This is a genomic window from Gordonia sp. DT219, from assembly GCF_049847065.1.
In the GTDB taxonomy this organism is placed as follows: domain Bacteria; phylum Actinomycetota; class Actinomycetes; order Mycobacteriales; family Mycobacteriaceae; genus Gordonia.
Genome location: NZ_JBNCNR010000004.1, coordinates 1 through 25,942, shown reverse-complemented (window position 1 = coordinate 25,942; position 25,942 = coordinate 1). Strand labels below are relative to the sequence as shown.

Annotated in this window: 19 protein-coding genes and 1 pseudogene; 5 read left to right on the top strand and 15 right to left on the bottom strand. The window is 66.4% G+C overall.

Annotation, left to right across the window (positions count from 1 at the left end; all coding sequences use genetic code 11):
- Window positions 1-68: 68 nt before the first annotated feature.
- Window positions 69-587 carry a DUF3145 domain-containing protein gene (locus ACPXB3_RS07615; RefSeq protein WP_425703588.1) on the top strand — a complete coding sequence of 173 codons (519 nt, stop codon included), beginning with the start codon at window positions 69-71 and terminating at the stop codon, window positions 585-587.
- 226 nt (window positions 588-813) lie between these two features.
- Here ACPXB3_RS07615 and ACPXB3_RS07610 read toward each other — a convergent pair whose 3' ends face one another.
- The 6 genes from ACPXB3_RS07610 to aceE form a co-directional block, all read right to left on the bottom strand.
- Complete coding sequence (locus ACPXB3_RS07610) at window positions 814-2,265, bottom strand: acyl-CoA carboxylase subunit beta (RefSeq protein ID WP_425703586.1); 1,452 nt, start codon at window positions 2,263-2,265, stop codon at window positions 814-816.
- Window positions 2,266-2,290: 25 nt separating this feature from the next.
- Window positions 2,291-3,562 carry a KasA/KasB family beta-ketoacyl-ACP synthase gene (locus ACPXB3_RS07605; protein WP_425703584.1) on the bottom strand — a complete coding sequence of 424 codons (1,272 nt, stop codon included), beginning with the start codon at window positions 3,560-3,562 and terminating at the stop codon, window positions 2,291-2,293.
- Entirely contained in the window at window positions 3,559-3,864 is a 306-nt protein-coding gene (gene acpM / locus ACPXB3_RS07600) for a meromycolate extension acyl carrier protein AcpM (RefSeq protein ID WP_425703582.1), read from the bottom strand. Before acpM ends, ACPXB3_RS07605 begins: the two co-directional genes overlap by 4 nt.
- A gap of 132 nt (window positions 3,865-3,996) precedes the next feature.
- Window positions 3,997-4,905 carry an ACP S-malonyltransferase gene (locus tag ACPXB3_RS07595; RefSeq protein WP_425703580.1) on the bottom strand — a complete coding sequence of 303 codons (909 nt, stop codon included), beginning with the start codon at window positions 4,903-4,905 and terminating at the stop codon, window positions 3,997-3,999.
- A 195-nt stretch (window positions 4,906-5,100) separates the two neighbouring features.
- The gene (locus ACPXB3_RS07590; protein WP_425703578.1) at window positions 5,101-6,375 is read right to left on the bottom strand and encodes a PucR family transcriptional regulator; all 1,275 of its coding nucleotides are present in this window, start codon (window positions 6,373-6,375) and stop codon (window positions 5,101-5,103) included.
- 146 nt (window positions 6,376-6,521) lie between these two features.
- Window positions 6,522-9,371, bottom strand: a complete 2,850-nt coding sequence (gene aceE / locus ACPXB3_RS07585) for a pyruvate dehydrogenase (acetyl-transferring), homodimeric type (protein WP_425703971.1) — start codon at window positions 9,369-9,371, stop codon at window positions 6,522-6,524.
- A gap of 184 nt (window positions 9,372-9,555) precedes the next feature.
- On the opposite strand from aceE, the gene ACPXB3_RS07580 reads away from it, so the two are divergent.
- The 4 genes from ACPXB3_RS07580 to ACPXB3_RS07565 all read left to right on the top strand — a co-directional run bounded on the left by ACPXB3_RS07580 (window position 9,556) and on the right by ACPXB3_RS07565 (window position 12,341).
- The gene (locus ACPXB3_RS07580) at window positions 9,556-10,209 is read left to right on the top strand and encodes a hypothetical protein (protein ID WP_425703576.1); all 654 of its coding nucleotides are present in this window, start codon (window positions 9,556-9,558) and stop codon (window positions 10,207-10,209) included.
- Between the two features lie 183 nt (window positions 10,210-10,392).
- Complete coding sequence (locus ACPXB3_RS07575) at window positions 10,393-10,830, top strand: DUF3052 domain-containing protein (protein ID WP_425703574.1); 438 nt, start codon at window positions 10,393-10,395, stop codon at window positions 10,828-10,830.
- Window positions 10,827-11,309: a redoxin domain-containing protein gene (locus ACPXB3_RS07570; protein WP_425703573.1), complete on the top strand. Its 483-nt coding sequence runs from the start codon at window positions 10,827-10,829 to the stop codon at window positions 11,307-11,309. Before ACPXB3_RS07575 ends, ACPXB3_RS07570 begins: the two co-directional genes overlap by 4 nt.
- 129 nt (window positions 11,310-11,438) lie before the next feature.
- Window positions 11,439-12,341 carry an SGNH/GDSL hydrolase family protein gene (locus ACPXB3_RS07565; protein WP_425703572.1) on the top strand — a complete coding sequence of 301 codons (903 nt, stop codon included), beginning with the start codon at window positions 11,439-11,441 and terminating at the stop codon, window positions 12,339-12,341.
- A 47-nt stretch (window positions 12,342-12,388) separates the two neighbouring features.
- Here the strand turns inward: ACPXB3_RS07565 and ACPXB3_RS07560 are convergent, their stop codons facing one another.
- The 9 genes and pseudogenes from ACPXB3_RS07560 to ACPXB3_RS07520 form a co-directional block, all read right to left on the bottom strand.
- Window positions 12,389-15,001: an acyltransferase family protein gene (locus ACPXB3_RS07560; protein WP_425727285.1), complete on the bottom strand. Its 2,613-nt coding sequence runs from the start codon at window positions 14,999-15,001 to the stop codon at window positions 12,389-12,391.
- Window positions 15,002-15,099: 98 nt separating this feature from the next.
- Complete coding sequence (locus tag ACPXB3_RS07555) at window positions 15,100-15,228, bottom strand: hypothetical protein (protein ID WP_425703570.1); 129 nt, start codon at window positions 15,226-15,228, stop codon at window positions 15,100-15,102.
- Between the two features lie 226 nt (window positions 15,229-15,454).
- Window positions 15,455-17,509, bottom strand: coding sequence for a protein kinase domain-containing protein (locus ACPXB3_RS07550; protein WP_425703569.1), 2,055 nt, complete (start codon window positions 17,507-17,509; stop codon window positions 15,455-15,457).
- 34 nt (window positions 17,510-17,543) lie between these two features.
- Entirely contained in the window at window positions 17,544-20,201 is a 2,658-nt protein-coding gene (locus ACPXB3_RS07545; RefSeq protein ID WP_425703568.1) for a protein kinase domain-containing protein, read from the bottom strand.
- A gap of 173 nt (window positions 20,202-20,374) precedes the next feature.
- Entirely contained in the window at window positions 20,375-21,292 is a 918-nt protein-coding gene (locus ACPXB3_RS07540; protein ID WP_425703566.1) for a YfaP family protein, read from the bottom strand.
- 151 nt (window positions 21,293-21,443) lie between these two features.
- Window positions 21,444-21,980 carry a hypothetical protein gene (locus tag ACPXB3_RS07535; protein WP_425727284.1) on the bottom strand — a complete coding sequence of 179 codons (537 nt, stop codon included), beginning with the start codon at window positions 21,978-21,980 and terminating at the stop codon, window positions 21,444-21,446.
- Window positions 21,981-22,322: 342 nt separating this feature from the next.
- A complete protein-coding gene (locus ACPXB3_RS07530; protein ID WP_425703562.1) occupies window positions 22,323-22,748 on the bottom strand; it encodes a hypothetical protein in 426 nt (141 codons plus the stop codon).
- A 695-nt stretch (window positions 22,749-23,443) separates the two neighbouring features.
- The gene (locus ACPXB3_RS07525; protein WP_425727283.1) at window positions 23,444-23,812 is read right to left on the bottom strand and encodes a hypothetical protein; all 369 of its coding nucleotides are present in this window, start codon (window positions 23,810-23,812) and stop codon (window positions 23,444-23,446) included.
- Between the two features lie 551 nt (window positions 23,813-24,363).
- Window positions 24,364-25,401, bottom strand: a pseudogene (locus tag ACPXB3_RS07520) (IS630 family transposase); the annotation flags it as partial.
- Window positions 25,402-25,942 lie beyond the last annotated feature (541 nt).

Below are 25,942 nucleotides of genomic sequence, written 5' to 3'. Positions count from 1 at the left end.
ATGTGATATCCGGTGTTGCGAGGTGTGTTGGGGAAGACGTTCCTCGTCGACAACCGGAGGTGACCAAGGTGCGCAACCTGAATCAGTTTGCGGACGTGACAACAGGAGTGGTGTACATCCACTCGGCGCCGGTGGCGCTGTGCCCGCATGTGGAGTGGGCTCTGTCGTCGACCCTGAATGCACGCGCGAACCTGAAATGGTCGGCACAGGATGCCGATCCGGGGATGCAGCGTGCCACTGTCGACTGGGCAGGGCCGGTCGGGACCGGTGCTCGCCTGGTGACGGCGCTGCGCGAGTGGTCGGCGTTGCGCTTCGAGGTGACCGAGAACGCCAGTGAGGGCGTGGACGGCGAACGCTTCTGCTATGTACCTGGATTGGGTCTGTGGCGCGGTTCGATGAGCGCCAACGGCGACGTCATCGTCGGCGAGACGCAGTTGCGCGCGATGATCGAGTCCCAGCCCGACAGCGCCGGGCTGGCCGGGGAGATCGAATCCGCACTCGGCACCGCGTGGGACAACGCGCTCGAGGCCTACCGCATGGGTGGCTACGGCGCAGAGGTCACCTGGTTGCAGCAGCGCGTCGGCTAGCGCGACCCACAACGAAACCGGCCCCGACGAAACCGTCGGGGCCGGTTCGCGTCGTGCGGAAAGCCGGACCAAATCAGCGAGGAGCGTAGCGACGACGCGAGCCCACAACGGCCGCCGCGCGTCCCGTGTCTGGACTGACGAGGAGCGAGGAGCGTAGCGACGATGTGATGAGGAGGGAAGACGCGGGTGTTAGCGCGGTGGCCCGCGACGGCGGAGCCGGCGCAGATTAAAGGGGTATGTTTTTGTGCCGACCCCGCCGGGCCGGTGCTGCAGCGAGGGCGTCGGTGATGATGCTGCGGGTTTTTGCGGGGTCGATGATCTCGTCGACGACTCCGATGGACTGGGCGCGTCCCACGCCGCCGGCAAGGGTTTCGTGCTCGGCGGCCAGGCGATCGTGTAGTGCCTCGCGCTCGTCTTCGGAGGCGGAGGCGAGGGCCTTCTTGTGTAGGATGCCGACTGCGGCTTTGGCGCCCATGACGGCGACTTCTGAACCAGGCCAGGCGAATACGGCGGTGGCTCCGAGTGCGCGGGAGTTCATCGCGATGTAGGCGCCGCCATAGATCTTGCGGGTGACGAGGGTGACGCGGGGGACGGTGCATTCGGCGAAGGCGTGCAGCAACTTTGCGCCACGGCGTACGACGCCGTTCCATTCCTGGCCGACGCCGGGCAGGTAGCCGGGTACGTCGGTGATCACGACCAGCGGGACGCCGAAGGCATCACAGAGCCGGACGAAGCGGGCCGCTTTCTCGGCGCTTTCGGAGTTGAGGCATCCGCCCATGCGCAGCGGGTTGTTGGCGATGACGCCGACACTGTGGCCGGCCAGCCGGCCGAAGCCGGTGACGATGTTCGGTGCCCACTTGGCCTGGAGCTCTTCGAAAGTCGAGATCTCGGACTCGCCATCGGCGCCCAGCTGGGTGTCGAGGAGGCCGGTCACGACGGGGTGGACGTCGTAGGCCCGGCGGTTGGATTCGGGCAGCAGTGCCTTGAGGTCGGTGTCGCCGGCGGCGGCTTGGGCGCGGTCGAACTGTCCCGGTGTGGTGAATGTCGAGACGAGGCGACGGGCGCGCCAGTAGGCGTCGGCCTCGGAGTCGGCGGTGATATGGCTGACGCCGGACTTCTTGCCGTGGGTGAGGGGCCCGCCGAGGGACTCCATGTCGACGTCTTCGCCGGTGACACTGCGTACGACGTCGGGGCCGGTGACGAAGATGCGTCCGGCCGGGGCCATGATCACGACGTCGGTGAGGGCCGGCCCGTATGCCGCACCACCGGCCGCGAAGCCTACGACCACCGAAATTTGTGGGACGTAGCCGGAGGCACGCACCATCGCCTCGAAGACCCCGCCGACGGCATGTAGGGCTTCGACGCCTTCGGCGAGGCGCGCGCCGCCGGAGTGCCAGATACCCACGACCGGCGCCTCTTCGGTGATTGCGGTGTCGATCGCGTTGACGATGTGGGCACATCCGACGACACCCATGGCACCGCCCATCACGGTGCCATCGGTGCAATAGGAGACGGTGCGAACGCCGTTGACCTCTCCGATCGCGGCCTGCACGCCCGAGGTATCCCGGGCGTGCAGCAGCGATAAGGAGCCCTCGTCGAAGAAGTTGGTCAACCGCAACAGCGGATCTCGTGGATCAACCGATTCTTCACGGCCGGTGATGGGGGCCAATGTGGTCATCGCTGTCTCCTGGTGTCGGGTGTATTCAGTAGCGACCGAAGGCGAGCGCCACGTTGTGCCCACCGAAGCCGAACGAATTGTTCAGCGCGTAATCGATCTGCCCACGCCGGGCCTGGCCGTGGACCACTTCGATCTCGCACTCGGGGTCCTGGTTCTCCAGGTTGAGTGTCGGCGGGATGATGCTCTCTTCGACGCTCTTGATCGTCAGCACCGATTCGAGCGCCCCGACCGCGCCGATGGAATGTCCGAGCGCCGACTTGGGTGCGTACACCGCCGCGTGATCGCCGACCGCAGCCTTGATCCCGACCGCTTCGGCGGTGTCGCCGATGGGAGTCGAGGTGGCGTGCGCGTTGACGTGGGTGATGTCCTGCTTCGTCAGTCCGGCGGTCTGGATGGCCCGGGCCATGGCCCGCGCGTTGCCCTGACCACTGGGGTCGGGGGCCACGAGATGGAAGCCGTCCGAGGTGATTCCGGCACCGAGAACGCGGGCGTGGATGTGTGCACCGCGCGCCTTGGCGTGCTCCTCACGTTCGAGGATCAGCATCGCGGCCGCTTCTCCGAAGACGAAGCCGTCACGATCTTTGTCGAACGGTCGTGAGGCCGCCGCGGGATCGTCGTTGCGGGTGCTCATGGCACGCATCATCGAGAACGCAGCGATCGGGATCGCATCGATATGTCCTTCGACACCGCCGGTGACCACCATGTCGGCATCGCCCATGACGATGTGCCGCCATGCATGCGCGATGGCCTCGGCACCCGACGAGCACGCCGAGACCGGGGTGATCACGCCGGCACGCGCGCCGACGTTGAGTCCGACTACTGCGGCCGGGCCGTTGGGCATCGCCATCGACACGGCGAGCGGTGACACCTTGCGGTAGTTGCCGGAACTCTCGATCGCCTTGACGGCGTCGACCATCGCGTCGCCGCCACCTTGCCCGGTGCCGAGCACGACGGCGAGCCGCTCGGGATCGACTTCGGGCTCGCCGGCCTGCGCCCACAGGCGCTTGCTCATGACGTGGGCGATCCGTTCGACGTAGGCCATGCGACGCGCTTCGACGCGGGTCACCTCGTCGGCCGGGTCGGCGAGCAGGCGACCACCGACACGGCACGGCAGTTCGCCGTACTTGGTGACGAAGTCGTCGGTCAGCTCCCGAATGCCGGTCTTGCCGTCGAGGAGTCCCTGCCAGGTTGCGTCGAGGTCAACGCCAAGGGAGGTGGTGGCCACCATGGAGGTGACCACCACGCTCGGGAAGTTCCCGCCCAGCGTGGAATATTCGCGGAGGGACGGCGAGCTCACGAGTTCTGGTCTGCCTCGATCTGCGCCTGGATGGCGGCGGCGGCTTCGGGGTTCTCGGCCTCGAGCTTCTGGACGTAGCGGACCGTGTCGCCGACGGTGCGCAGCGCGGCGAGGTCCTCGTCGGGGACCTTGACGCCGTACTTGTCCTCGACCTGCACGGCGATCTCGACCATCGACAGGGAGTCGATGTCGAGGTCATCGACGAATGACTTCTCCATCGTCACCTCGGACGGCTCGATGCCGGTGACTTCCTCGATGATCTCGGCGATGCCGGCAATGAGTTGTTCCTGGGTGGCAGCCACGTGGGTGGTTCCCTTCTGATTAATTCGCGGTGATCGGTGATTTCCGGAGCTACCTCGTGACGCGAAAGCGTCACGGGTGCTTGGACATCCGGCTGGTGCCGAATTTCCGGTGGTCGCGTCAAGACGCGACCGTTATCCAAGTTCGATGACCTTCTCGATCTGGTCGGGTGTCTTCCACGCGACGGTCGGGGTGCCCTTGAGTTCGCGCTTGGCGATACCCGCGAGCGCTCCGGCCGGTGGCAGCTCGACGAGGGCGGTGACGCCGTTGTCACGCAGATATGCCGAGCACAGATCCCAGCGGACCGGGCTCGTCACCTGGGCGACCACCTTGGCCAGCGCGTCGGCGCCACCGGCGACGGGTTGGCCGTCGGAGTTGGACAGCAGCGTGCGGCTGGGATCGGCGGGGGTGATCTGTGAGGCGGCCTCGGCGACGGCCTCTTGCGCCGGGGCCATGTAGCGGGTGTGGAAGGCGCCGGCGACCGCGAGTTTGCGGGTGCGCGCCTTCTCCGGCGGGTTCGCGATCAGTTCGTCGATGGCGGCCACGGGGCCGGCCGCGACGATCTGACCGGTGGCATTGCGGTTGGCGGGCACGAGCGCGAGCTCGTCGAGGCGCGCGAGCACCTGTGTTTCGTCACCGCCGAGCACTGCGGCCATCGTGGTGGCCTCCAATGCGCATGCCTTGGCCATCTCCGAACCGCGGATCGCCGCGAGCCGCAGCGCCTCGTCGGCCGTGATGATCCCGGTGATCGCGGCGGCGGCGAGTTCGCCGACCGAGTGGCCGGCGATGACCGCGTCGTCGGGCAGCTCGCCGCTTTTGAGGTATTCGTCGAAGGCCAGCAGGGCCCCGGCGACGACGAGGGGCTGGGTCACCGCGGTGTCGGTGATCTCCTCGGCGGTGGCGGTGGTGCCGAGCCGCTCGAGGTCGAGTTGGATCAGCTTCGACCACGTCGCCAGCTGATCGCGGACGCCGGGAAGTTCCAGCCACGGAATCAACATGCCGGCCGTTTGTGAGCCCTGACCGGGCGCAAGCATCGATAGCACGTGACCAGAGAACACCGTTTCGGCCCGGCATGTCGGTGTCGAGGTCGATGAACCTCATCGCGTTGGTTTGTGGGGTTCCCACAAAGGTGCCTTTTGTCGGTCCCGCATCGTCATCACTCTGAGATTCGTTACAGAAACGTGTCCAAATGGCGTCTGCCAGCGGAAACACTTAAACGACAGTGGGGCGGATGGTTCTCATGTGGCGGAGGTTGTCGATTCGTGCCGGAAGTGTGTCAATCTGCCGACTGTCGCGGCGATTCGTAAGACGTACCCGTCACGAGAGTTAGTTGGATCACGTCCTGTGGCTTCTGCAATTTTCTTCAGTCTGTACCGGACAGTATTTGGATGGATATACAGTTCGCGCGCGCAGGCCTCCACCGAGCCACCGCAGTCGAGGTAGGCCTCGAGCGTCGTGTTGAGGGTCGAGCCGCCGGCCGCGAGTGGGCGCACGAGCGTGTCGATCAGGGTTGCGGTTGCCGACGAATCGCCGTTGAGAGCCCGCTCCGGCAGCAACTCGAGGCTGTGTACCGGCCGCGGAGCGCCCGGCCAACCGACGACCGCGCTTATCCCGGCCATGGCCTCGGTCGCGCTGGCGTGCGCGGTACCGAGATTGGGCATGGTCGGGCCGATGACGACCGGCCCGTCGGCGAAATGGGTGAACAAGGCGCTGCCGAAAGGGTCGGAGACTGCGATCGGCCCACTGACGATGGTCACCAGCAACGTGCCCTGCACTACTGAAAGAGCCGCTCTGTCATAGCGTTTGGCGGTGTTGTGGATCGCCAGCGGCACCGACACGTTCTGTTCGGGCGGTGGTGCCCCGACGATGACGGTGGCCGGGGCGTCGGAGTCCCAGTTCAGCGCCGCCGCGCGGGAGAGCAACTGCGGGCCGGTGTCACCGCGCACCACCGCGTCGACGACGAGCGCCTCGAGCCGGGAATCCCAGGCACCACGGGACTCGGCGGCCGAGGCGTAGATGGCGGCCGCCGCGAATCCGATCTCACGTCCGTAGCGCAATACCGACTCGGTCAATGCGCGGAGTTGGGCGTCGTTGCGGGCCAGCAGGGGCAACCACTTCTCGAAGAACTCCATGGCGACCCGGACCATCTCGACGGTCTGCAGCAGGGTGATGCGGCGGGCGAGGTCCTGGGGGACGACCTGGAAGGCCTGGACGGTGAATTTGACGTTGCCCTCGGGGTCCTGAATCCACTCGACGAAGTTGACGACCGCGGTCTGTACGACGAGCTGGACGCTCGCCCGTTGCGCGGCGTCGAGGTCGGCGAAGTACGGGAGCTGATCCTGCATCGAGTGGACGGCTTCGGTGGCCAGCCGGCCGCTGTATTGCTTGACGCGGCGCAGCAGGGTGTCGGGGAGCGCATCGTGGACGGTGGCAGGCGCCGGTACGTGCGCACCACGCTCGCCGAAGACATCACTCGGCGCCGGCGGCGGCTGATTGACCCGTTGCTCGGACATGTACTCAATGTAGGCGTCGCGTCCGGTGGGGCCCGACCGATCGTGGTGGTCACCCCGGACGAGGGGGACCGCCACGACGACGGAGAGTGACGACGGAGAGTGACGACGGAGAGTGACGACGGAGAGTACGGAGAGCGCGGGAGCCGCTACGCGCTGCCGGTGTCGGCGTAGGACACCTCGGCGGCGGCGACATCGGTGATCCGGTACTTGGTGGCCGCGGCCGCAGCCACCGACGAGTCGAGGTGGCCGTCACGGGCCAATGCCACCAGGACGCCGACGACGATCGACTCGGCGTCGATGTTGAACACCCGCCGTGCGGCCGGGCGGGTATCGGAGAAGCCGAAACCGTCTGTGCCCAGCGTCAGGTAGGTGCCCGGCACGTAGGCGCGGACCTGCTCGGGGACACCCCGAAGGTAGTCGCTGACCGCGACGAAGGGCCCGGAGCTCTCGGCGAGGACTGTCGTCAGGTACGGCTGACCGGCCTCACCGGCCGGGTCACGTACCGTGGCACGATCGATCGCGATGCCGTCGCGGGCGAGTTCGCTCCATGAGGTCACCGAGTAGACGGCCGCGCCGACATTCCACTCGTCGGCCAGCAATTCCTGTGCGCGCAGCGCGTCGGACATGGTGATGCCGGAAACAAGGATGTTGGCCGGGAACTCCTTGCCCTGCGGCGCCGGGCGGAACCGGTAGATGCCCTTGCACACGCCCTCGATGTCGAGATCGTCGGGTTGTGCCGGCTGACTGATCGGCTCGTTGTAGACGGTGAGGTAGTAGAAGATGTTCTCCGGAGTCTCCCCATACATCCGCCGGAGACCATCGGCGATGATGTGCCCGAGCTCGTAGGCGAACGCCGGATCGTAGGCCACGACCGCGGGATTGGTTGCTGCGAGAAGTGGCGAGTGCCCGTCGGCATGCTGCAGTCCTTCGCCGGTCAGGGTGGTGCGTCCGGCGGTGGCGCCGATGGCGAATCCGCGGGTCATCTGATCGGCTGCGGCCCAGAAGCTGTCGCCGGTGCGCTGGAATCCGAACATCGAATAGAAGATGTAGAGCGGGATCATCGGCTCGTCATGGGTGGCATACGAGGTGCCGACCGCGGTGAAGGACGCGGTCGAGCCCGCCTCGTTGATGCCCTCGTGCAGGATCTGGCCCTCGCTGCTCTCCTTGTAGGCGAGCATCAGGTCGGCGTCCACGGAGGTGTAGAGCTGGCCGTTGCGGTTGTAGATCTTGAGGGTCGGGAACCACGAGTCCATCCCGAACGTGCGTGCCTCGTCGGGGATGATCGGCACGATACGGTGACCGATCTCCTTGTCGCGCAAGAGATCCTTGAAGATCCGCACCAGTGCCATCGTGGTGGCGACCTGCTGTTTGCCCGACCCCTTGGCGGCCGTCTTGAGTGCGTTGCTCACATCCGGCTTGAGCACCTTGGCCCTGGTGCGGCGCACCGGCAGGAACCCGCCGAGATTGCGGCGGCGGTCGAGCATGTACTCGATCTCCGGTGAATCCAGCCCCGGGTGGTAATAGGGCGGCAGGTAGGGATTCTCCTCGAGTTGCGCGTCGCTGATCGGGACGCGCGTGGAATCGCGGAATGCCTTGAGGTCGTCGAGGGTGAGCTTCTTCATCTGGTGCGTGGCGTTGCGGCCTTCGAAGTGCTTGCCGAGGGTGTAGCCCTTGATGGTCTTGGCCAGGATGACCGTCGGCTGGCCCTTGTGTGCCATCGCCGCGGCATAGGCGGCATGGATCTTGCGGTAGTCGTGCCCGCCGCGCTTGAGGTTCCAGATCTGGGCATCGGTCATATCCCGGACGAGATCCTTGGTGCGGGGGTCGCGATTGAAGAAGTACTCCCGCACGAAGGCCCCGTCGTTGGCCTTGTAGGTCTGGTAGTCACCGTCGTTGGTGGTGTTCATCAGATTCACCAGAGCGCCGTCCTTGTCGGCCTGCAGCAGGGCGTCCCACTCCCGGCCCCAGACCACCTTGATGACGTTCCAGCCCGCACCGCGGAAGAACGACTCGAGCTCCTGGATGATCTTGCCGTTGCCGCGGACCGGCCCGTCGAGGCGCTGCAGGTTGCAGTTGATGACAAAGGTCAGATTGTCCAGGCCCTCGGTCGCGGCGACCGAGGCGAAGCCACGCGACTCGGTCTCGTCCATCTCACCGTCACCGAGGAACGCCCACACGTGTTGATCGGAGGTGTCCTTGAGGCCGCGGTCGTGCAGGTAGTGGTTGAATCGCGCCTGATAGACCGCATTCATCGGGCCCAGGCCCATCGATACGGTGGGGAACTGCCAGAAGTCGGGCATCAGCCGTGGATGCGGATACGACGGCAGCCCACCACCCTCGCCGGCGTGGCTGTGCTCCTGCCGGAACCCGTCCATGCGCTCGGTGCTGATCCGTCCTTCCAGAAACGCGCGGGCGTAGATGCCCGGCGAAGCGTGGCCCTGGATGAAGATCTGGTCGCCGCCGCCGGGATGATCGATACCGCGAAAGAAATGGTTGAAGCCGACCTCGTAGAGGGACGCCGACGAGGCATAGGTCGAGATGTGGCCGCCGACCCCTACCCCGGGACGCTGGGCCCGGTGGACCATTATCGCGGCGTTCCAGCGGATGAACTGGCGGAAGGTGCGCTCGACCCCCTCGTCGCCGGGGAACCACGGTTCGAGTTCGGTGGGGATGGTGTTGACGTAGTCGGTCGACGTCAGAGCCGGGATGGCGACATGCTTCTCGCCGGCACGCTCGAGTAACCGCAGCATCAGGTAGCGCGCGCGGGCGGGCCCGGCATGTTCGACGAGATTGTCGAAGCTCTCCAGCCATTCGCCGGTCTCGTCGGGGTCGATGTCGGGCAGATAGGACGCGACGCCCTCACGGATGACCCGCACGCGGGTTCCGGGGATGGTGTCGGGTGTGCCGTCAGTGGTGCTGACGCCCTTGGTCTCTGCCGGTTCGGTCACGGTGATGCCTACTCCTCTATCGGGCCGGGCGGGGGTGCTGCCCGGCATGCGATGACACGAGAGCCCATCGGCGGCAATGGTGTGCTCGCTCACGGACCCACCTCACATCGTGCCCCATGTTGCCGACGTTGGCACCGGGGGTGCTCCGATTCGACGCGTGGTGCCTGACCTGCGGTAGCGTTCCGAATGTGATTACCGCCGAGTAGGGAACGCGGCGATTAGGGAGTAGCGAGTGACGCGTGCATCGGCATGTCCGCCGACGTCGGGGCGACTGTGCCGTGTGCGGCGAGGCGGCGAGCCGGCCGGACCGTCCGGCGCGCCGGCCCGGACGGTGCGTTCCCCGGCGATGAGTGTCGCGGCGATGTGTGCCGTGGTGATGATCGTCGGCGGCTGTTCGACGACGGTGGCGGGGTCGGGGAGTGCCGATTCGGCGCAGGTCTCGCAGTATCGCGCCGAACAGTCCGCGTCGGCCGCGGCCGGCCGCCACGAACTCACACTGGCGCTGTGCCGGCAGGCGATGTCGTCGATGGTGGTGATGGTGCACGGTTACAACACCTTCGTCGACCGCCTCAACGAGGTGCAGTCTTACGACCGGGTCGGAGACCTCGATGAACGGGCGCGAGCGAGCCTGATCGCCGGGGTGGACCAGATCCGGGCAAAGACAAACCCTTCCGTACCGGCCGCAGTGACCGATCCGGTGAACGCCTTCCTCGATAGTTCCGCCCGGCTCGGCGAAGCGATCGGCCGACGCGAACGGGCCGGTCTGAACCCGCTCGCCGACACCTGGACCCAAGACAAACAGGCTGTGCTCGCGGCGTGCGCGACCTACCTGCCCACGCCTCCGGGCCTGGCCTCGACCACTGCCACGGCGCCGGTGCCCGGGTAGTACGGGCCGTCGCCGATCGCCCCGGCCGGTGCCCATTTCGACCGACTGGAGGTCTCTGATGGCCGATTCCTGTCGGTGCGGGGTCATGGCGTGCATTACGCTGTCCCAATAGCCGGTCCGAAGACCGGCTGGTTTTCGACAGCCGACACGGCGAACAGTATTCGACTTGGGAGGTCTCGCGCGGTGGTAGCCGCCTCAGGGAGCAATGGCTCCGATGGCAGCAGTGCACAGAAGCTCGGTTTCGGACCCGGCATGGTGGTCCAGGAACTGGGTTGGGACGAGGACACCGACGATGACCTGCGTGCCGACATCGAGGACGTCATCGACGCCGAGATGCTCGACGAAGACGCCGATGACGTCGTCGATGTCGCGGTGCTCTGGTGGCGTGACGACGATGGCGACCTCGTGGACCGGTTGATGGATGCGATCGGACCGCTCGCCGACGATGGATACATCTGGGTCCTCTCGCCCAAGACGGGTAGTCCGGGTTATGTCGATCCGAGTGAGATCGCCGAGGCCGCGCCCACGGCGGGGCTGACCCAGACCAATGTGGTGAGTCTCGGTGACTGGTCGGGTGCGCGTCTGGTGCAACCGAAATTGCGCACCGGCAAACGGCCATGAGCGCACCCGACGTCGCGGTCGGACCCCGAATCGGCGCCGGCGCACCGGATTTCGAGCTGCGGGACCAAAACAATCAACGGGTCTCGTTGTCGCGCTTGCTCTCCGAAGATCGCAAAGTGCTCATCGTCTTCTTCCCGCTCGCGTTCACCGGCACATGTCAGGGTGAGCTCGGCTATATCCGCGACCAGCTGCCGCGCTTCGTCAATGACGACGTCCAGACCATCGCCGTGTCGGTCGGTCCGCCGCCGACGCACAAGGTCTGGTCGTCGGCCCAGGGCTTCTTGTTCCCGATCCTCTCGGACTTCTGGCCGCACGGCGCGACCGCGCGCTCGTATGGCGTGTTCAGCGAGAGCCGCGGCTATGCCGATCGCGGCACCTTCCTCGTCGACACCGACGGACACATCGCCTTCGCCGACGTCGTCGGCCCAGGCGAGGCGCGGTCGGCGGAACTCTGGGACCGAGCCCTCGCGGCGGTCTGACCTTGGGGCGAGACTCGGTCAAGCAGGGAACCGGGCAGTGTCTCGCGGCGTTGATGCATCGACCTTGATCAAGTTGTTGCACGCCACCAGTTGCGACAGAAGTGACTGGTGTAGTTCAGTGTGATCATTGTGGTCAACTTTTCGCTGTCTCAGCTCACCCGCATATGCACTCGTGGCCGTATCCGGCGTATCGGGGTCGGCATGGTGGCCGGCGGTGCGCTGGCCTTCGCCGGTGCCGGTCATTGCGCTGCTGCGCCGCCCACCGACCTGCCGTCGGCGATCGACAGTCTCAACGGCATCGTCACGGCGTTACCCCAGTCCGGCGTGCCGAACTCGTCGGCAGATCTCGGCCTGCCCGACGTACTCGACCAGATAGGCAATCTGACGCTTCCGCAGACGGGCACCAACCCGGGATCGTCGCGATGCACCTCGGTCATCCAAGTGGGTGACTCCACCTCGGTGCGCGCCGACGACGCCGCCGCGGTGCCCGCGCCCACCGATACCGCCAGTGCCCAGTACCGCCGAGTCGGTGCCGCGAACTTCACCCTCGACGCGCTCGCCAGCCGCGCGATCGTCGATGGCCCGTCCCTCGACGCCGAGCACGCTGTCGGCGCGCAACTCGCGGCAGGCAAACACGGTTGCTGGGTCATCGCCATGGGCGTCAACGACGCCGGCGCCATCGCGACCGGCAGTTCCGTCGGCGCCGACGAGCGCATCGACCGGATCATGAAGCAGCTCGGCGGGCAGCCGGTGTTGTGGCCGACAGTGGCCTCGTCCAATCCGAGCAATCGGGCCTTCGGCTCCGCGGCGATGGCCGCGTTCAACACGGCACTGCGCAACGCAACCGTCCGCTACCCCAACCTGGCGGTCGTCGACTGGGCTGCCGCGGCGCAGCCGGGCGAGTTCACCGACGGTATCCACTACACCGCAGCGGGTACCGCCGACCGCAATCGCCGCTTTGCCGATGCTCTCGCCGCCGCCTTCCCGCCCGGTGCGGGCGCGACCCCGGCGACACGGTGGGTCGTCGGCTGAACGTCGCGTGACCGGGCTTCAGCGGTACCGGCACGTCCTCCGGTCGCTCAGTTCGGGCAGGTGATGGTGTTGTCCCGTTTGCCGGTGACAGCCTGCCGCAGACCTGTGGTCACCGCGTCGGCGTACATCCAGGTGCCGGGGCCCATCGGGTGTACTCCGTCGGGGCCCAGATTCTCCGGATGGGCAGCGGCCGCCTGACACCACGGCGCCAGGAACACGTCCGGGTGCCTCGGCGCGTACTGCAACACCTGCTGCGCGGCCTGCGGGATGCCGTCGACCGGTCCGTACGGCACGAGCAGCACGATCTTGTGGCCCGGTCCGATCTCGGAGAGGATGCGGTCGAGTTGACCGTCGAAGGCCTGCCCGTTGGTGCCGAAGCCCAACACCACGAATTTGCGCAGCGTGCCGGCGGATCGCAAGTTCTCGATCACGCCCTCGCCGCCGGTGTAGTGCCGTGACACCTGTGCGTCGATGTAGATACCCGGGAACCGCGCCTGAAGTGCGGGGGAGGAGGCGAGCATCACCGAATCACCGACGCCGGTGATGTCGCGGCCCAGTGGCAGGGCCGGGACGTCGGCGGGCGCCGGCCGAGGCGGTGGTGTGGCGGCCGGCGGGTGCGCGTTGGCCTGCCGCTGAAGGTCGGCGAGGTGGTCGAGCTGCTGTTCGAGCGCGGTCTTCTCGGGGCTTCGGCCCAACGCGGAACCGGCGAACAAGGCGACGACCAGGCAACCCACCAGGACCGCGGCCGGGACACCGAGGCGTTCGGTCGTCCCCAGCGAGCGCAGCACGCCGCGGAAGCCCTTGCGGCGGAACGGCGTCTCGATGTAACGGTAGGACAGCTCGGACACACCGAGGGTGAGCACGGCGGCAAACAAGCCGACCGTCCAATCCGGCCACGACGACGAGCGCGCGGCATCGTGGCCGCCCTGCAGCCAGGCCCGCAGGAACAGGACGATCGGCCAATGCCAGAGGTAGAGGCTGAAGGAGCGCTCGCCCAGATAGCGCAAGGTCTGCACCCGGAGCAGAGCCGCGACCGGGCCGGTCTCGGCAACCGCGGTGTGAACCACGCACGCGGTGAGCAGACACGCGACGAGCAGGCCGCCCTGATAGGTCAACGCCGAGGTGTCGGGAAGGAAGAAGATCAGTGCGATCAGACCCGTGAAGGTGAGCGGCGCGACTGTCTTGCCGAGGATCTCTGCGGTGCGCGGTGACACGCGTCGCGGCCAGGAGTCGGGGGCATCGGGCGCCGGTGCGGTGAGGACCAGTGCCAGCGTGACGCCGACGAGCAGGCCGAAACTGTGGGTGTCGGAACCGAAATACACCCGGCTGGGGTCGCGGGCGGGATCATAGAGTGCGACCATTGCGGCCACCGACCCCGCGGCCAGCAGCGCCGCGACCGTCGCGATGATCCGCATCTGGGTACGCGCCCCCGACGACAGTCGCCGCGCCACCCACAGCGCGCCGAGGAACAGCAGCGGCCACACGACATAGAACTGCTCCTCGATCGCGAGTGACCAGTAGTGCATGGTGATCTGCGGCGACGTGTCGGCGAAGTAGCTGTGCGACTGGGCGATCTGAACCCAGTTGTTGACGAAGAAGGCCGAACCGAGGAACTGATTGACCAGTTGCACCGCGGTGTCGCCGCCGATCAGGCCGGCGACGGCGGTGGTGACGATCAGCACCGTCAACGCGGCCGGCAGGATGCGACGCGCCCGGCGAACCCAGAACCGGGACAGTGAGATGTGGTTCTTTGCCCCGTACTCGCGGACCAGCAGCGAGGTGATCAGGAAGCCCGAGAGCACGAAGAAGATGTCGACACCGAGATACCCGCCGCGGACCGCGTTGCCGAAGAAGTGATAGACGACCACGGCCAGCACGGCGATCCCGCGTACGCCGTCGAGGGCGAGGCTGCGGCGGATGCGGCCGGGCGCGGTCTTCGCGGGCTGCACCGACGGTGCGGTGCCGATCATCGCAGCTTGGGTGGCCGCCACCACGGGACGGAGGACCCGGGTGGTCGGGCGCGCGGCGGGCCGAGCGATCGTCCAGACCGGCATGATCGTCCGGGCCGGCGACAACGGGCCAGGCGGACGGGCTGCCGCCTTCCTCGGCTGCTGGCCACCGCCGGAGTCGGCGTCGGATCTGGCGGGCTCCGCAGCTGTGTCGGTGTTGGTGGCGGCGATCGAGGCGGTCCGGCGGTGCCGGAGATTCGGGGTCGCGGAGGCCTCGGTCGCCGGCCCGGTCTCGGAGTCGGCCTGGTCCGGGTCGGTGCTGTCCGGGTCGGTGCTGTCCGGGTCGGCGTCGCCCGGGTCGGCGTCGCCCGGGTCGGCGTCGCCCGGGTCTGCGTGGTCCGGATCGGCCGCGAGCTCGACGGTGTCCGTGTCGGAGGTGTCGATTTCGTCGGTGTCGGTGTCGGTGTCGGTGTCGGTGCTGTCGGCATCGACGACGGCGTTCGGCTCTTCGGTGTCGGCGTCGTCGGGAGCGCTGTCGGTGCTGGGCCGCTCGATCTCGACGGTGTCGTCGTCGGGGGCGGCTGTGATCTCGACCGTGTCGGACTCGGACGGTGCGGTACGCGGCGGCATCGGCAACGCGTACACCGGCTCGGTGCCGGGGCGGTGCACGACTCCGATCGGCGCCAGTCCGGCCATCGGGGATGAGTTCACTGCCGGCGGATGCGAACGCGCCGCGGGCATCGTGCTCGGCCGGTTGTGGGTCGAGACCGACGGGTGTCGACGGGTGCGCCAGGTTCGCATTCGTGCCATCACGCGTGCACCTGCCGGACTGTCGAACTGCGCACGACGAGATCGACGGTGAGCATGCAGATGCCCTCGAGCGCGGGGCCGTCGAGTTCGGGGAGCCGGGCCGGCGGGCTGGGGAAGATGCGTGGCATACAGCAGGTGAGCGTTTCAGTCGGGTGCGGAGGTGACATGGCAGCGATGTCGGTTGTGCCGAAGGGGGCACCAGGCGCTCAGTGTAGCGGTGCGCGCCGACGTTTCCAGAACGACCGACCGTCGTGTCCTCTGGTCGGACGAACGATGACCGATTCGCGAAGATGGCATGCGCCGCAAAAGAATTCATTGCGATCGCAACCACCGCGATGAACCGCGACCGTCGACTCAGGTCGGGAAGTTCACCTGGGTCGGAGCCGGTCTGGTGTCGGTGGTGCCATCCCCCACCTGGCCGTCGAAGTTGGATCCCCAACAATAGAGCTGATCGTGTGCAATGGCGCAGGTGTTACCGCTCCACACACTCACCGCGGTGACGTCGTCGACGCCCCGAACGTCGGTCGGTGTTGGTTGGTCGAGATAGTCCTTGCGATTGTCGCCCCAGCACTTCAGGGTGCGGGCGGTCGTGATGGCGCACGTCGCCCCGCCATTGGTGGCGATGGTGTCGACATCGGTCAGGATCTTCTTCGGCAATAGCCGGTTGGTGGTCGTTCCGTCACCGATCTGGCCGGAGCCGTTGTCGCCCCAGCAGTAGGCAGAGTCGTCGGCGCGCCGCGCACACGTGGAGCCGTCGCCCCACAATCCTCCGGTGCTGATCGGCGACACATAGTTGATGTTCTTCACCTCGACCGGGGTCAGGCGGCCGGTGGTGGTCCCGTCACCGAGTTGGCCGCTCGCGTTCTTTCCCCAGCAGTAGGCGGTGCTGTCGGCGATGGCGCATGTCGCTTCGTCGGCGACCGACACGTCGGTCACCGACGACAGCGACTCGATCTTGGTCGGCGCGGTGCGTGCAGAGTTGGTCCCGTCGCCGAGCTGGCCTTCACTGTTCGAACCCCAGCAGTAGAGAAAACTGTCCGCGATCGCGCACGTGGTGTAGGAGTTGGTGGCGATGTCGGTGACATTACTCAGACCGGGAATCTCCTTGGGTGTCGTGATCTTGTCGAGCGTTCCCCAGCAGTAGGCCTTACCCGCGGCCACTGCGCAGGTCCCGCTGCCGCCGGTCGAAACCGCGGTCACATCGGTGAGGCCGGCGACCTTCACCGGGGCGGTCCGATTGGTGGTGGTTCCGTCGCCGAGTTGCCCGTTGTCGTTCTCGCCCCAGCAGTAGGCCAGCCGGTTGCGTACCGTGCAGGCGGCAGAGACGGCCACACTCACGTCGGTGAACGTGGGGGCGGTGGCCGCGGCCGGGACCGGTTCCGATCGCCCGACCGTCCACCACGTCGCGGCGACCGCGACGACGGCGACGACGATCGCCGCGACAGCCGACACCAGGATGGCGCCCAGACGCGATCTGCGCCGCCGCGATTCGACGGTGCGGGCGTCGGCGTCGACCGGCGGCTGCCCGCCACCGAGGGGAGCGGTCGTAGCCAGCGGGACGATCGCCGATTGGGGCCCGCCGGTCGAGGTGGTCAGTACGGCGGCAAGTGCCCGGGCGAAGGATTGGCAGTCACCGAAGCGCTGCGTCGGGTCCTTGGCGAGGGCTCGCTCGAAAACCGGATCGAGGGCTGCCAGGTCCGGGCGACGTGAACTGATCGGCGGTGCCGGCTTCGACAACAGTGCGGCCATCATCGCCGACGGCGTGGGAGCATCGAAAGGTGCTACGCCAGTGAGCAGTTCGTACATGCTGCACGCCAGCGCGTACTGGTCGCTCATCGGACCGGCAGGTTGACCGTCGATGACCTCGGGCGCGGCGTAGGCGAGCGTGCCGATGAACGCGTGGGTGGCGGTCATCGACGTCGAGTCGGCCAGTTTGGCGATACCGAAATCGAGCAGGACGACCTGGTCGATCGATCCGTCGGCCTCCCGCGTGACAATGATGTTCGCGGGCTTGATGTCGCGGTGGATCACCTGATGCCGGTGCGCGTAGTCGAGTGCTTCGCCCGTGCGAAGGGCGATCTGTCCGACCTCGGCATCGGTGAGGCCGCCGGCGGTGAGATCGCTGCCGTCGAGGTAGGTCATGGTGAACCACGGCGAGTCGCCTTCGACGCCGTAGTGATGGATCGCGACGATGCCGGCATGGTTCAGTGAGGCGACGGTGCGCGCCTCGTTGGTGAAACGCTGCTGGAACTCGGCGTTGTCGGCCGCGGTGACCGAGATGACCTTGAGCGCCTCACGACGCAGCAGGTGCGGATGTTCGACCAGGTAGACCTGCCCCATGCCGCCGGCACCGAGTTTGGCCAGAACCTGGTATCCGGCGAACGTACTGCCCTGTTCGAGCTGTGCCACTAGTGCCCCCTATCGGTTCGCCTGGTACCGGCCGTCAAAACGTGACCTCCGTCGGTGTCTGCACAAAGGCGTCGGACCCGATGCCGAGTTCACCGTCACGGTTGGTGCCCCAGCAATAGATCTTGCTGCCGGTCTGGGCGCAGGCCACCGCCGCGTCGGTGGCGACCGCGGAGGCCGTTCCGGTGATCCCGGCGATCTTGGTGGGCGTGCTGAAATACCCGCGCGGATCGGGTCCGGCCACGTTCGCCGAGTTGTTTCCCCAGCAGTTGACGGCGCCGTCGGCCACCGCGCAGGTCGTCTGCGAGCCCATCGAGACGCGGCTGACGTTGCTCAGCCCGGTCACCTGAGTAGGCGCTCGCGTCGTCCGGCGGTCGGCACCACCGGTCTGCCCGTAGGTGTTGTTGCCCCAGCAATAGAGGCTGCCGTCACTGACCGCGCACGTACTGTTCACGGCGGTGGCGAGGTCGGTCACCTTCGACAGGCCGCCGACGCGCACCGGGGTCTTCTGGTCGACGGTCGTGCCGTCCGCGAGCTGTCCGCGATTGTTCGCACCCCAGCAGTAGACATCGCCGGCGCCGGTGAGCGCACAGGTCTGCGCCGAGTCGGTGGTCAGGGAGACCACGTCGTCGAGGTGTTTCACCTTGGTCGGGACCGGGCGGCTGTCGGTGGTGCCGTCGCCGAGCTGTCCGCGCGTGTTCGCGCCCCAGCAGTACGCGCCGCCGTCGGCCACCGCGCACGAGGTGGAGTCCGACTCGACGGCCTCGCCGGAGAGTTTGACGTCTGCGCCGATGGCCACCGACGTCACGTTGTGCAGATTCGCGACCTTGGTGGGCGCAGGGCGATTCTGGGTGGTGCCGTCGCCGAGCTGTCCCTGGGCGTTGTTGCCCCAGCAGTACAACGAACCGTCGGCGATCGCGCACGCCGACGTCCACCCGACGGCGATGCTCGTCACCTTGTTCAGTCCGTTGATCTTGACCGGCGTGTTGGAGTCCGTCGTCGTGCCGTTGCCGAGCGCGCCGTCGGCGTTCGAACCCCAGCAGTACGCCGCCGACTGGCGAATGGCGCAGGTGGTGCCGTGGCCGGTGGACATCGTCGAGGTGGTGACCTGCGCCAGGGTGGAGTCGCGGTCGACGACGAACCAGGTGGCCGCGACCGCGATGGCCGCGATCACCACCGCTGCGACCAGGGAGAGGCCGGCGTAGATCCCGCGACGGCGCCAGGGGCCGCGGGACCGCGAAGATCCGTCTGGGGCCGTCGGCGGTGGTCCGTCGGTGCCCGACGGACCGGTGTGCCGGGGCGGCGGTTCGGGCGTCGAGGTGCTCTCGCCGGGCGCGAAAAGTGGCTGGGTGCCGGTGTGCGGGTGTGTCGACGCGGAGTTGCCTTGAGGTGCATACACGCTGGTGGAGGCGCCGGAGAAGGCCTCCGGCAACAGTGTCTGAGGGGAATCGAGGGCGGGGGAACCGATATCAGGCGAACCGGTATCAGAGGAACCGATATCGGACGGAACCAGCGTCGGCGGGGCCGGTGAAGCGGCCGCGTCCGGACGAGGCGCCTCTGGGTGGGTGGGCTGTGGTTGCCCGGAAACGGGTTGCCCGGACGCGGATCGCGCGGGTTCGGCTTGCGCGGCTTCGGATTGCGGAGCATCCACTGGCGGTGGGACCGGATGTGACGATGTCGGCGGCGGCGTCTCGCCGGGGATTCCCAACTGCTGTACAGGGGCCTGCTGGACGGGGGCTTGCCGGACAGGCGCCGGTTCTGGGGCCTGGGTAGGCGGCTCCACCGGTGCGGCCGCGCGTCCGCGCAGCGATGATGCCGGCGCGGGGGCGACCGGCCGTGACTGCGCGGCGGTCGCGCGGGCACGCAGGGTCGCCACCGTCCCCACGAACGCCCGGCAGTCGGGGTAGCGGCGTGCCGGGTCCTTGTCGAGGGCGTGCCCGAAGGCGACGTCGAGCGCGGCGAGGTCCGGCCGGTACGCACTGATCGGCGGCGCCGGCCGGTGGAGATGCCCCGTGATCGTCTGTTGCGGTACGGCATCCGCGAACGGTGTTGTGCTGGTGAGGAGTTGGAATAGCAGGCAGGCGAGTGCGTACTGATCGGAGGCGGGGCGGGCGGGTTGACCGGCGATGATCTCGGGGGCGGTGTATTCGGCGGTGCCCGAGAGTGGGTTCAGCGTCGGGCGCCCGGTGAGGGCGATCGTGCCCACGTCCAGGACGACCGTTGTTCCCGGAGCGTTCGGTTCGACGTCGGTGGCGAGCAGGACTTCCGCGGGGCCGAGATCGCCGTGGACGACGCCACGTCGGTGCGCGTGGTCGAGTGCGTCGGCGATCTGGCCGATGATCGCCATCGCGTCGGCGTCCGAACGGCGTTGCCCGGTCAGCACGCGGCCGTGGACATACCGGCTGGTGAACCACGGGCGGCCGGACTCGATGCCGGAGTCCATCAATCCGGTCAGTCCCGGATGGACAAGTCCTTGCAGCGTGCGAACCCCGGCGGCGAAGCGGCTCTGGAACTCCGGCGAGCTCGGATCGACGGACAGCACCCGCATCAGCTCGCGTCGGCCGGAAACAGCGGGGCTCGACGCAGAGTGGGTGGATACCGACGGGTCGGCGATGAACATCTGGCCGAGTGCGTCTGAACGAATGGGACCGATCAGGTGACGGCCGGCGATCACCCCCGCATTGGTCGCGTTCAAGCAGTTCCCCCTCGATGTTCCATTCGCGATTCCGGGATGACGATACCCAACTGGAATCGTCGACCTGCGATCCCGTCGTTCATCTGATGCAGGCAGGGGTGTCGCGGCCGGGTGCGCCGGGGGTGTCGGCGGGCGCGGACGAGGGGTCGACGTGGCCGCCGACAGGCGCGGCTCTACGTCACCTGGAAGGCGGTGACCTGACGAATCTGGCTGGTATCGGCGGTGTGGACACCTGCACCGGTGAACGTGCCGGTGAATGTCTGGGGCTGCTGGCCGCCGACGCTCACCGTGACGACGTAGTTTGTGGCCGGTGTCCCACAGGACGAGTAGAGATTCACGTAGGCGGTGTAGGTGCCGGGCTCAGCCCGTGGATAGGTGATGTTCTCGTTTCGCTTGCCATCGATGTCGCAGTCGGCGTTGGAGTCGAGGTCGAGCTCGCCGCCGGCCGATGATGTCTTGTTGTTGAAGTAGATCTTGTCGCCGGACGGCTCGACGAGGATCAAGTCGAGATCGCTGTCGACATCCCATGACGCGGTGACCTGGACCGCGCCCGTCCCCACCTTGAGTGCCTTCACTTCTTGCCGGATCATCGGTCCCTGGACGCCGGAGGCATCGACACCGGCAAAGTAGAAGGCAAAGTCCTCCGACGGCAGCTGCTGCGCGAGGGTCATCACCACCGAGGCGTTCGACGTCGCCGATCCGAACTTCAACTCGGTGTATCCAGGGGCCGGGGCGCCGGTCGGATGACCATTATGCTTGCCTTCCAACGCGATTCGCATCGTGGTGATCGGCGCAGATGACTGGGTGCTCTGCAGGACGCTGCCGCCGTTGACCGCGGTGACATTGTCGGGCAGATGTAGCGTCGGGCCCGCAGACTGCCCGGCCGCGAGGGTCCCCGACACGGCCGATGACGAGCCACCAGGATTGTTGATGGCGGTGACACCCGTGACGAAGCCGTCGATGGCGGGCCCTGCGGCGACCGGTGTGCCGCTGACCGAACACGCCGTGGACAGCCCGACGATCACGGTCAGAACGGCGATGATGACGCGCGCGGTCCGCGTCCGGTGCGTACGTCTGTCTGCGGAAGGCATGCAGTTGATTAAAGCGACCTGAGAGATGATCCGCGAGAGATCAACCGATGTAGTGCGTCCGTGTCGGAAATTCGCACGTCGGGGTCAGTCGATCGGCGGACGCCTCGACCGGGTCATCCCTGGCTGTTACGCGATGTCGCGGCGCGCCCGGCTACCACCGCAGCATCGGCGCGGGGGCCGCGGGATGCTTTGCGGCATACCCGGACAGGCCCTTGGCGAGCCAGCGGTGGAAGCCGAGATAGGGAAACGTCTCGACGATCCCGCGGACATCGTCGCGGGTGATCCCATGGCGGATCAGACCCTTGCTGACATCGACGAGATCGGCGCGCCGAAAGGTGTCGGTGAGGCGGTCGGGATGGCTGCGCACCTTGTGGTGTTCGAGCACCATCCGGTGCACCGCGTCCAGGTCGGTCGCGGCGAAGTCGGCGGTGAGATCGTCGGCGAGGCGCGCGGACGGATCCAGATAGTCGAAGGTCTCGGCGGTCCAGACACCGAGATCATGGACAACCCACGCCAGTACGGACTCGGCCGGTGGCTCATGGCCCAGAAGGAGCGCCTGATAGTTCAGGCCGCGCAGCACATGGTTGCGGTACACCGGTGCGCTGTCGCCCAGAGCGTCCGCGTAGCGGGCGAGCGTGGCGTCGACGATGTCGGGCTGGAGGATCGTTATCAGCCCATGGTGCCGCATTGCGGCGGCGACGTGTCCGGTTCGGGATGCGCGTGCGGCTGTGCAGGCGCCGGAACAGGTGCCAAGAAGCCGGAGGTCCGGTAGGTCACCTCGTCGACGACGTGCCCGGCACCTGGCCATCGATATCCCGCCACATTCTCGACTCGGACGATCCTCGTGTGCACCGACGACCGCTTCCGATTCGTTCATGTCGGCAGTCTTTCCAATGCGAAGCACCGTGAGCATCCGCATCCGGCGGAAGGTCGACTTCGTGCGGCAGCAGAACTCGCGAAGTCGGGCGTCGGCTCGTCGGGAGCGGCCGCGGACCGCTACGATTCGGCGGCACCGAGTCAAATGTCGCGGTCATGGTTCTCGCGGAACTTCTGGGTGCTGTCGGGCCCAGTCTTTGAGTTCTTTCAGGAATGACTCCTCGACCTCGCGGCGGATGGCCTGTGCGATGCGATCGGGGACAAGCACAAATGTCGTGTGGCTCTGCCACCATTCATCGAGCGAATCGGAGACGCGACGTTCGTACTCTTCTCTTCGCGCTTGCTTGTCACGGACCCAGCGTTCGTATCCCTCGGTGACGGTATCTTCCGAATCGTTTCGCGGGATCGACGTGCGGTGTGATATCGACGGTCGGTACTCTCGGTCGCCACCCATCCCCGGCGGTATCGGTGCCGAGGGCGCTCTTGGCCCGGAGCTGGACGGCGGCTGATGGTTGGTGTCGCTGCCATCACCCCGCAGAACGGCTTGGATGTGAGCTGGAAAAGCCGAGATATCGGGCATAGGTGTACCTTTCGCCGGAACTCACGCGCCGGGGTTCGGATTCCAGGACCAGCCGGGGCTGTTGGGTGGGTTCGTTGGCTTGGGGATGTGAGCGGCAGCGCATTGGCGTGCTGCGGTGCCAGGTGGTTGGTTGAAGTCGGGACGGGTTTCGTTGAGGACCTTCCAGTCGCCGAAGACGTCATGGATGGGGTACCAGTGTGGGCCGTGCTGGTTGGCCGGCGGCGAGGTCCCGGTGCGCCGATAGGTGAGCACTTCGCCGCTGACGTCGGGGCCGGGTTGGCAAATTGTAGCGCTGGCAACGGCCCCTTCAGTATGGAACGCGATAATGAATACCGAAGTCCGGCCAGGTGGGTACGGGTGGGTGGGGTCTTCACCCAGCCCGAATGCCGGAGGGTGCAATTCGGTGGCCTGAACATATCCGGGATAGCCGGCCGCGGCGTGCGTAGCGCTGAGCTGAGCGATCGACTCTGACTCGTACACGGCCCGGATAAACGTTGCGTCAGGGCTCGTGAGATCAATTGCGGTCGTGGGGATCCATTCGGTGGTGAGGTGAAGGAACCACGGTGGTGCGTATGCCGAAGGCGATGCTGAGGGAGTTGGCGTGGTGTTGGCTGTTGTGCATGCGGCGAGCGCGAGTATCAGCATCGTGAGCGCTGATGCCCTGAGAAAAGTTCGCGCTGAGCGGGTTTGATGTTTCATGTGCCGGGATTCGGATTCCAGGACCAGCCGGGACTGTTGGGTGCGTTGGTTTGTTCGGGGATGTGCGCGGATGCGCATTGGCGTACGGCGAGACTGAGCGGTTGGTTGAAATCGGATTCGATGTCGTTGAGGACTTGCCAGTCGCCGAAGACGTTGTGGATGGGGTACCAGTGTTGGCCGTGCTGGTTGGCCGGTGGCGGGGCCCCGGTGCGCCGGTAGGTGAGGACTTCGCCGGTCCAGCCGGGACCAGTTTCACAAATCGTGGCTGTTGCCGTAATCCCGTCACTGTGGAAGGAGCCGACGAACCGGGAGCTTCGAGCTATCGGGCGGGCGAACTTCGGATCCTCGGTCGGTTGGAATTCCATGGGGTGTAGTTCGGTAGCGTGAACGTAGCCGGGAAATGCCACTGCGGCGTGAGCTGCGCTAAGCCATGCTATCCCGTTGGATTCAGATACGGCTCGGATGAAAGTGGCGTCGGGGCTCATGAGATCCAGTGCGGGGGTGGGAACCCAATACATAGTGATGTGCAGAAACCACGGAGGCGCATAGGTCGAAGGAGATGCCGACGGAGTTGGCGTGGTGTTGGGTGTTGTGCACGCGGCGAGCGCGAGTATCAGCATCGTGAGCGCTGATGCCGTGAGAAAAGTTCGCGCTGAGCGGGTTTGATGTGTCATGTGCCGGGGTTCGGTTCCCAGGACCAGCCGGGGCTGTTGGGTGGGCTGACTGGTTCGGGGATGTGGGCGGCGGCGCATTGGCGTACGGCGAGGCTGGGCGGTTGGTTGAAATCGGGTTGAGTGTCGTTGAGGATTTGCCAGTCGCCGAAGACGTTGTGGATGGGATACCAGTGTGGGCCGTGCTGGTTGGTCGGCGGCGGTGTTCCGGTGCGCCGGTAGTGCGGCGTGTTTAAAGTTGTTGGACGGTAGGCTTTCGCGAGGATTTGTTCGGCGGTTTTCGTCCAGACGAATGGTTGAGCGCGTGGATTCCAGCCGTTGATGAAGTCGCGTATCTTGGCGGTGAGTTCGCGGACGTTGCGGAACGTGCCACGATGGATGGCTTGGCGTTCGATGATGCCGAACCATACTTCGACCAGGTTCATCCACGACGCCGACGTGGGTGTGAAGTGCGCGTGTACACGAGGATTCGCGGCAAGCCAATCCCGGACCTCCTGCTTCTTATGGGTGGCGTAGTTGTCCATCACCAGGTGCAGTTCTTGGTCCGGGTAGGCGCGGGCAACATGTTTGAGGAACACCAGAAACTCCTGGTGCCGGTGCCGGGGCCGACAGATCCCGGTCACCTTCCCGGTCGCGATATCCAGGGCAGCAAACAGTGTGGTGGTGCCGTTGCGGACGTAGTCGTGCGTCTGGCGCTCGGGAATTCCGATCTGCATCGGCAGCGTCGGTGCCGTGCGGTCGAGTGCCTGGATCTGCGACTTCTCGTCCACACACAACACGATCGCGTTCTCCGGCGGGTCGAGATACAAACCGACGATGTCGGTGACCTTGCCGACCAACTCGGGGTCGGTGGAGAATTTGAACGTCTCGGACCGCCACGGCTGCACGCCGTGTTCGCGCCATACTCTGGCCACCGTGCCGTAGCCGATACCCAAGTGATTCGCCAGCAAGCGCGAACTCCAATGTGTGACACCGTATTTCTTCGGTGGAGGCGTCAACGTCGTGGCAATCAGCTTGTCACGGTCCAACACCCGTGGACGGCCTGACCGGTCCTCGTCGTGCAAACCGTTCACACCGCCGGTCTCGTAGCGTGATCGCCAGTTGACCACGGTCTGCCGTGAGATCGAAAACCGCCGCGCGATCTCGGTGTGGGCCACACCGTCGGCGGCCAGTAACACGATCCGCGCGCGCTGCACCAGGCCCGCCTTGGTGGTCGACGAACGAACCCATCGTTCCAACTCGGCGCGGTCACTGTCGGGGATGATCAACGGTGCAGCTCGCATACACCATTGAATCAAACAACACCGTCCAGAAACTTCAGGCGCGCCGCAGTAGGTGAGGACTTCGCCGCTCCAGCCGGGGCCGGTGTCGCAGATTGTGGCTGTCGCGATGCTTCCGTCAACTTCGAACGCGACGATGGCGTGCGTCTCCCTGCTCGTGGGCAACGGTGATTTCGGGTCGTCGGAGTCCAGAGGGGGAGGCGAATGGTGTAGTGCCGTAGCGTGAGTGAAACCAGGGTAGGCGGCTGCAGTGCCTGCCGAAGATACCTGCGCGATGTAGATTGAGTCGCGAACAGCGCGGATGAAGGTAGCGTCGGAACTCGTGAGATCGATTGCCGGAGTTGGCATCCAGTTCATAGTAAAGTGCACAAACCACGGTGGTGCGTAGACCGAAGGCGATGCTGGGGGAGTTGGCGTGGTGTTGGGTGTTGTGCATGCGGCGAGCGCGAGTATCAGTATCGTGAGTGTTGATGCTGTGAGAAGTGTTCGCGCTCGGCGTGTTTGGTGTGTCATGCGCCGGGGTTCGGATTCCAGGACCAGCCGG

Excerpts from the sequence above, each read along its gene's own strand:
- ACPXB3_RS07555 (WP_425703570.1), bottom strand. The coding sequence starts at position 15,228 with ATGCCACGCATCTTCCCCAGCCCGCCGGCCCGGCTCCCCGAACTCGAC.
- aceE (WP_425703971.1), bottom strand. The coding sequence starts at position 9,371 with ATGCCGGGCAGCACCCCCGCCCGGCCCGATAGAGGAGTAGGCATCACC.
- ACPXB3_RS07525 (WP_425727283.1), bottom strand. The coding sequence starts at position 23,812 with ATGGAATTCCAACCGACCGAGGATCCGAAGTTCGCCCGCCCGATAGCT.
- ACPXB3_RS07540 (WP_425703566.1), bottom strand. The coding sequence starts at position 21,292 with ATGCCTTCCGCAGACAGACGTACGCACCGGACGCGGACCGCGCGCGTC.
- ACPXB3_RS07535 (WP_425727284.1), bottom strand. The coding sequence starts at position 21,980 with ATGCGGCACCATGGGCTGATAACGATCCTCCAGCCCGACATCGTCGAC.
- ACPXB3_RS07530 (WP_425703562.1), bottom strand. The coding sequence starts at position 22,748 with ATGCCCGATATCTCGGCTTTTCCAGCTCACATCCAAGCCGTTCTGCGG.
- ACPXB3_RS07570 (WP_425703573.1), top strand. The coding sequence starts at position 10,827 with ATGAGCGCACCCGACGTCGCGGTCGGACCCCGAATCGGCGCCGGCGCA.
- ACPXB3_RS07590 (WP_425703578.1), bottom strand. The coding sequence starts at position 6,375 with ATGTCCGAGCAACGGGTCAATCAGCCGCCGCCGGCGCCGAGTGATGTC.
- ACPXB3_RS07610 (WP_425703586.1), bottom strand. The coding sequence starts at position 2,265 with ATGACCACATTGGCCCCCATCACCGGCCGTGAAGAATCGGTTGATCCA.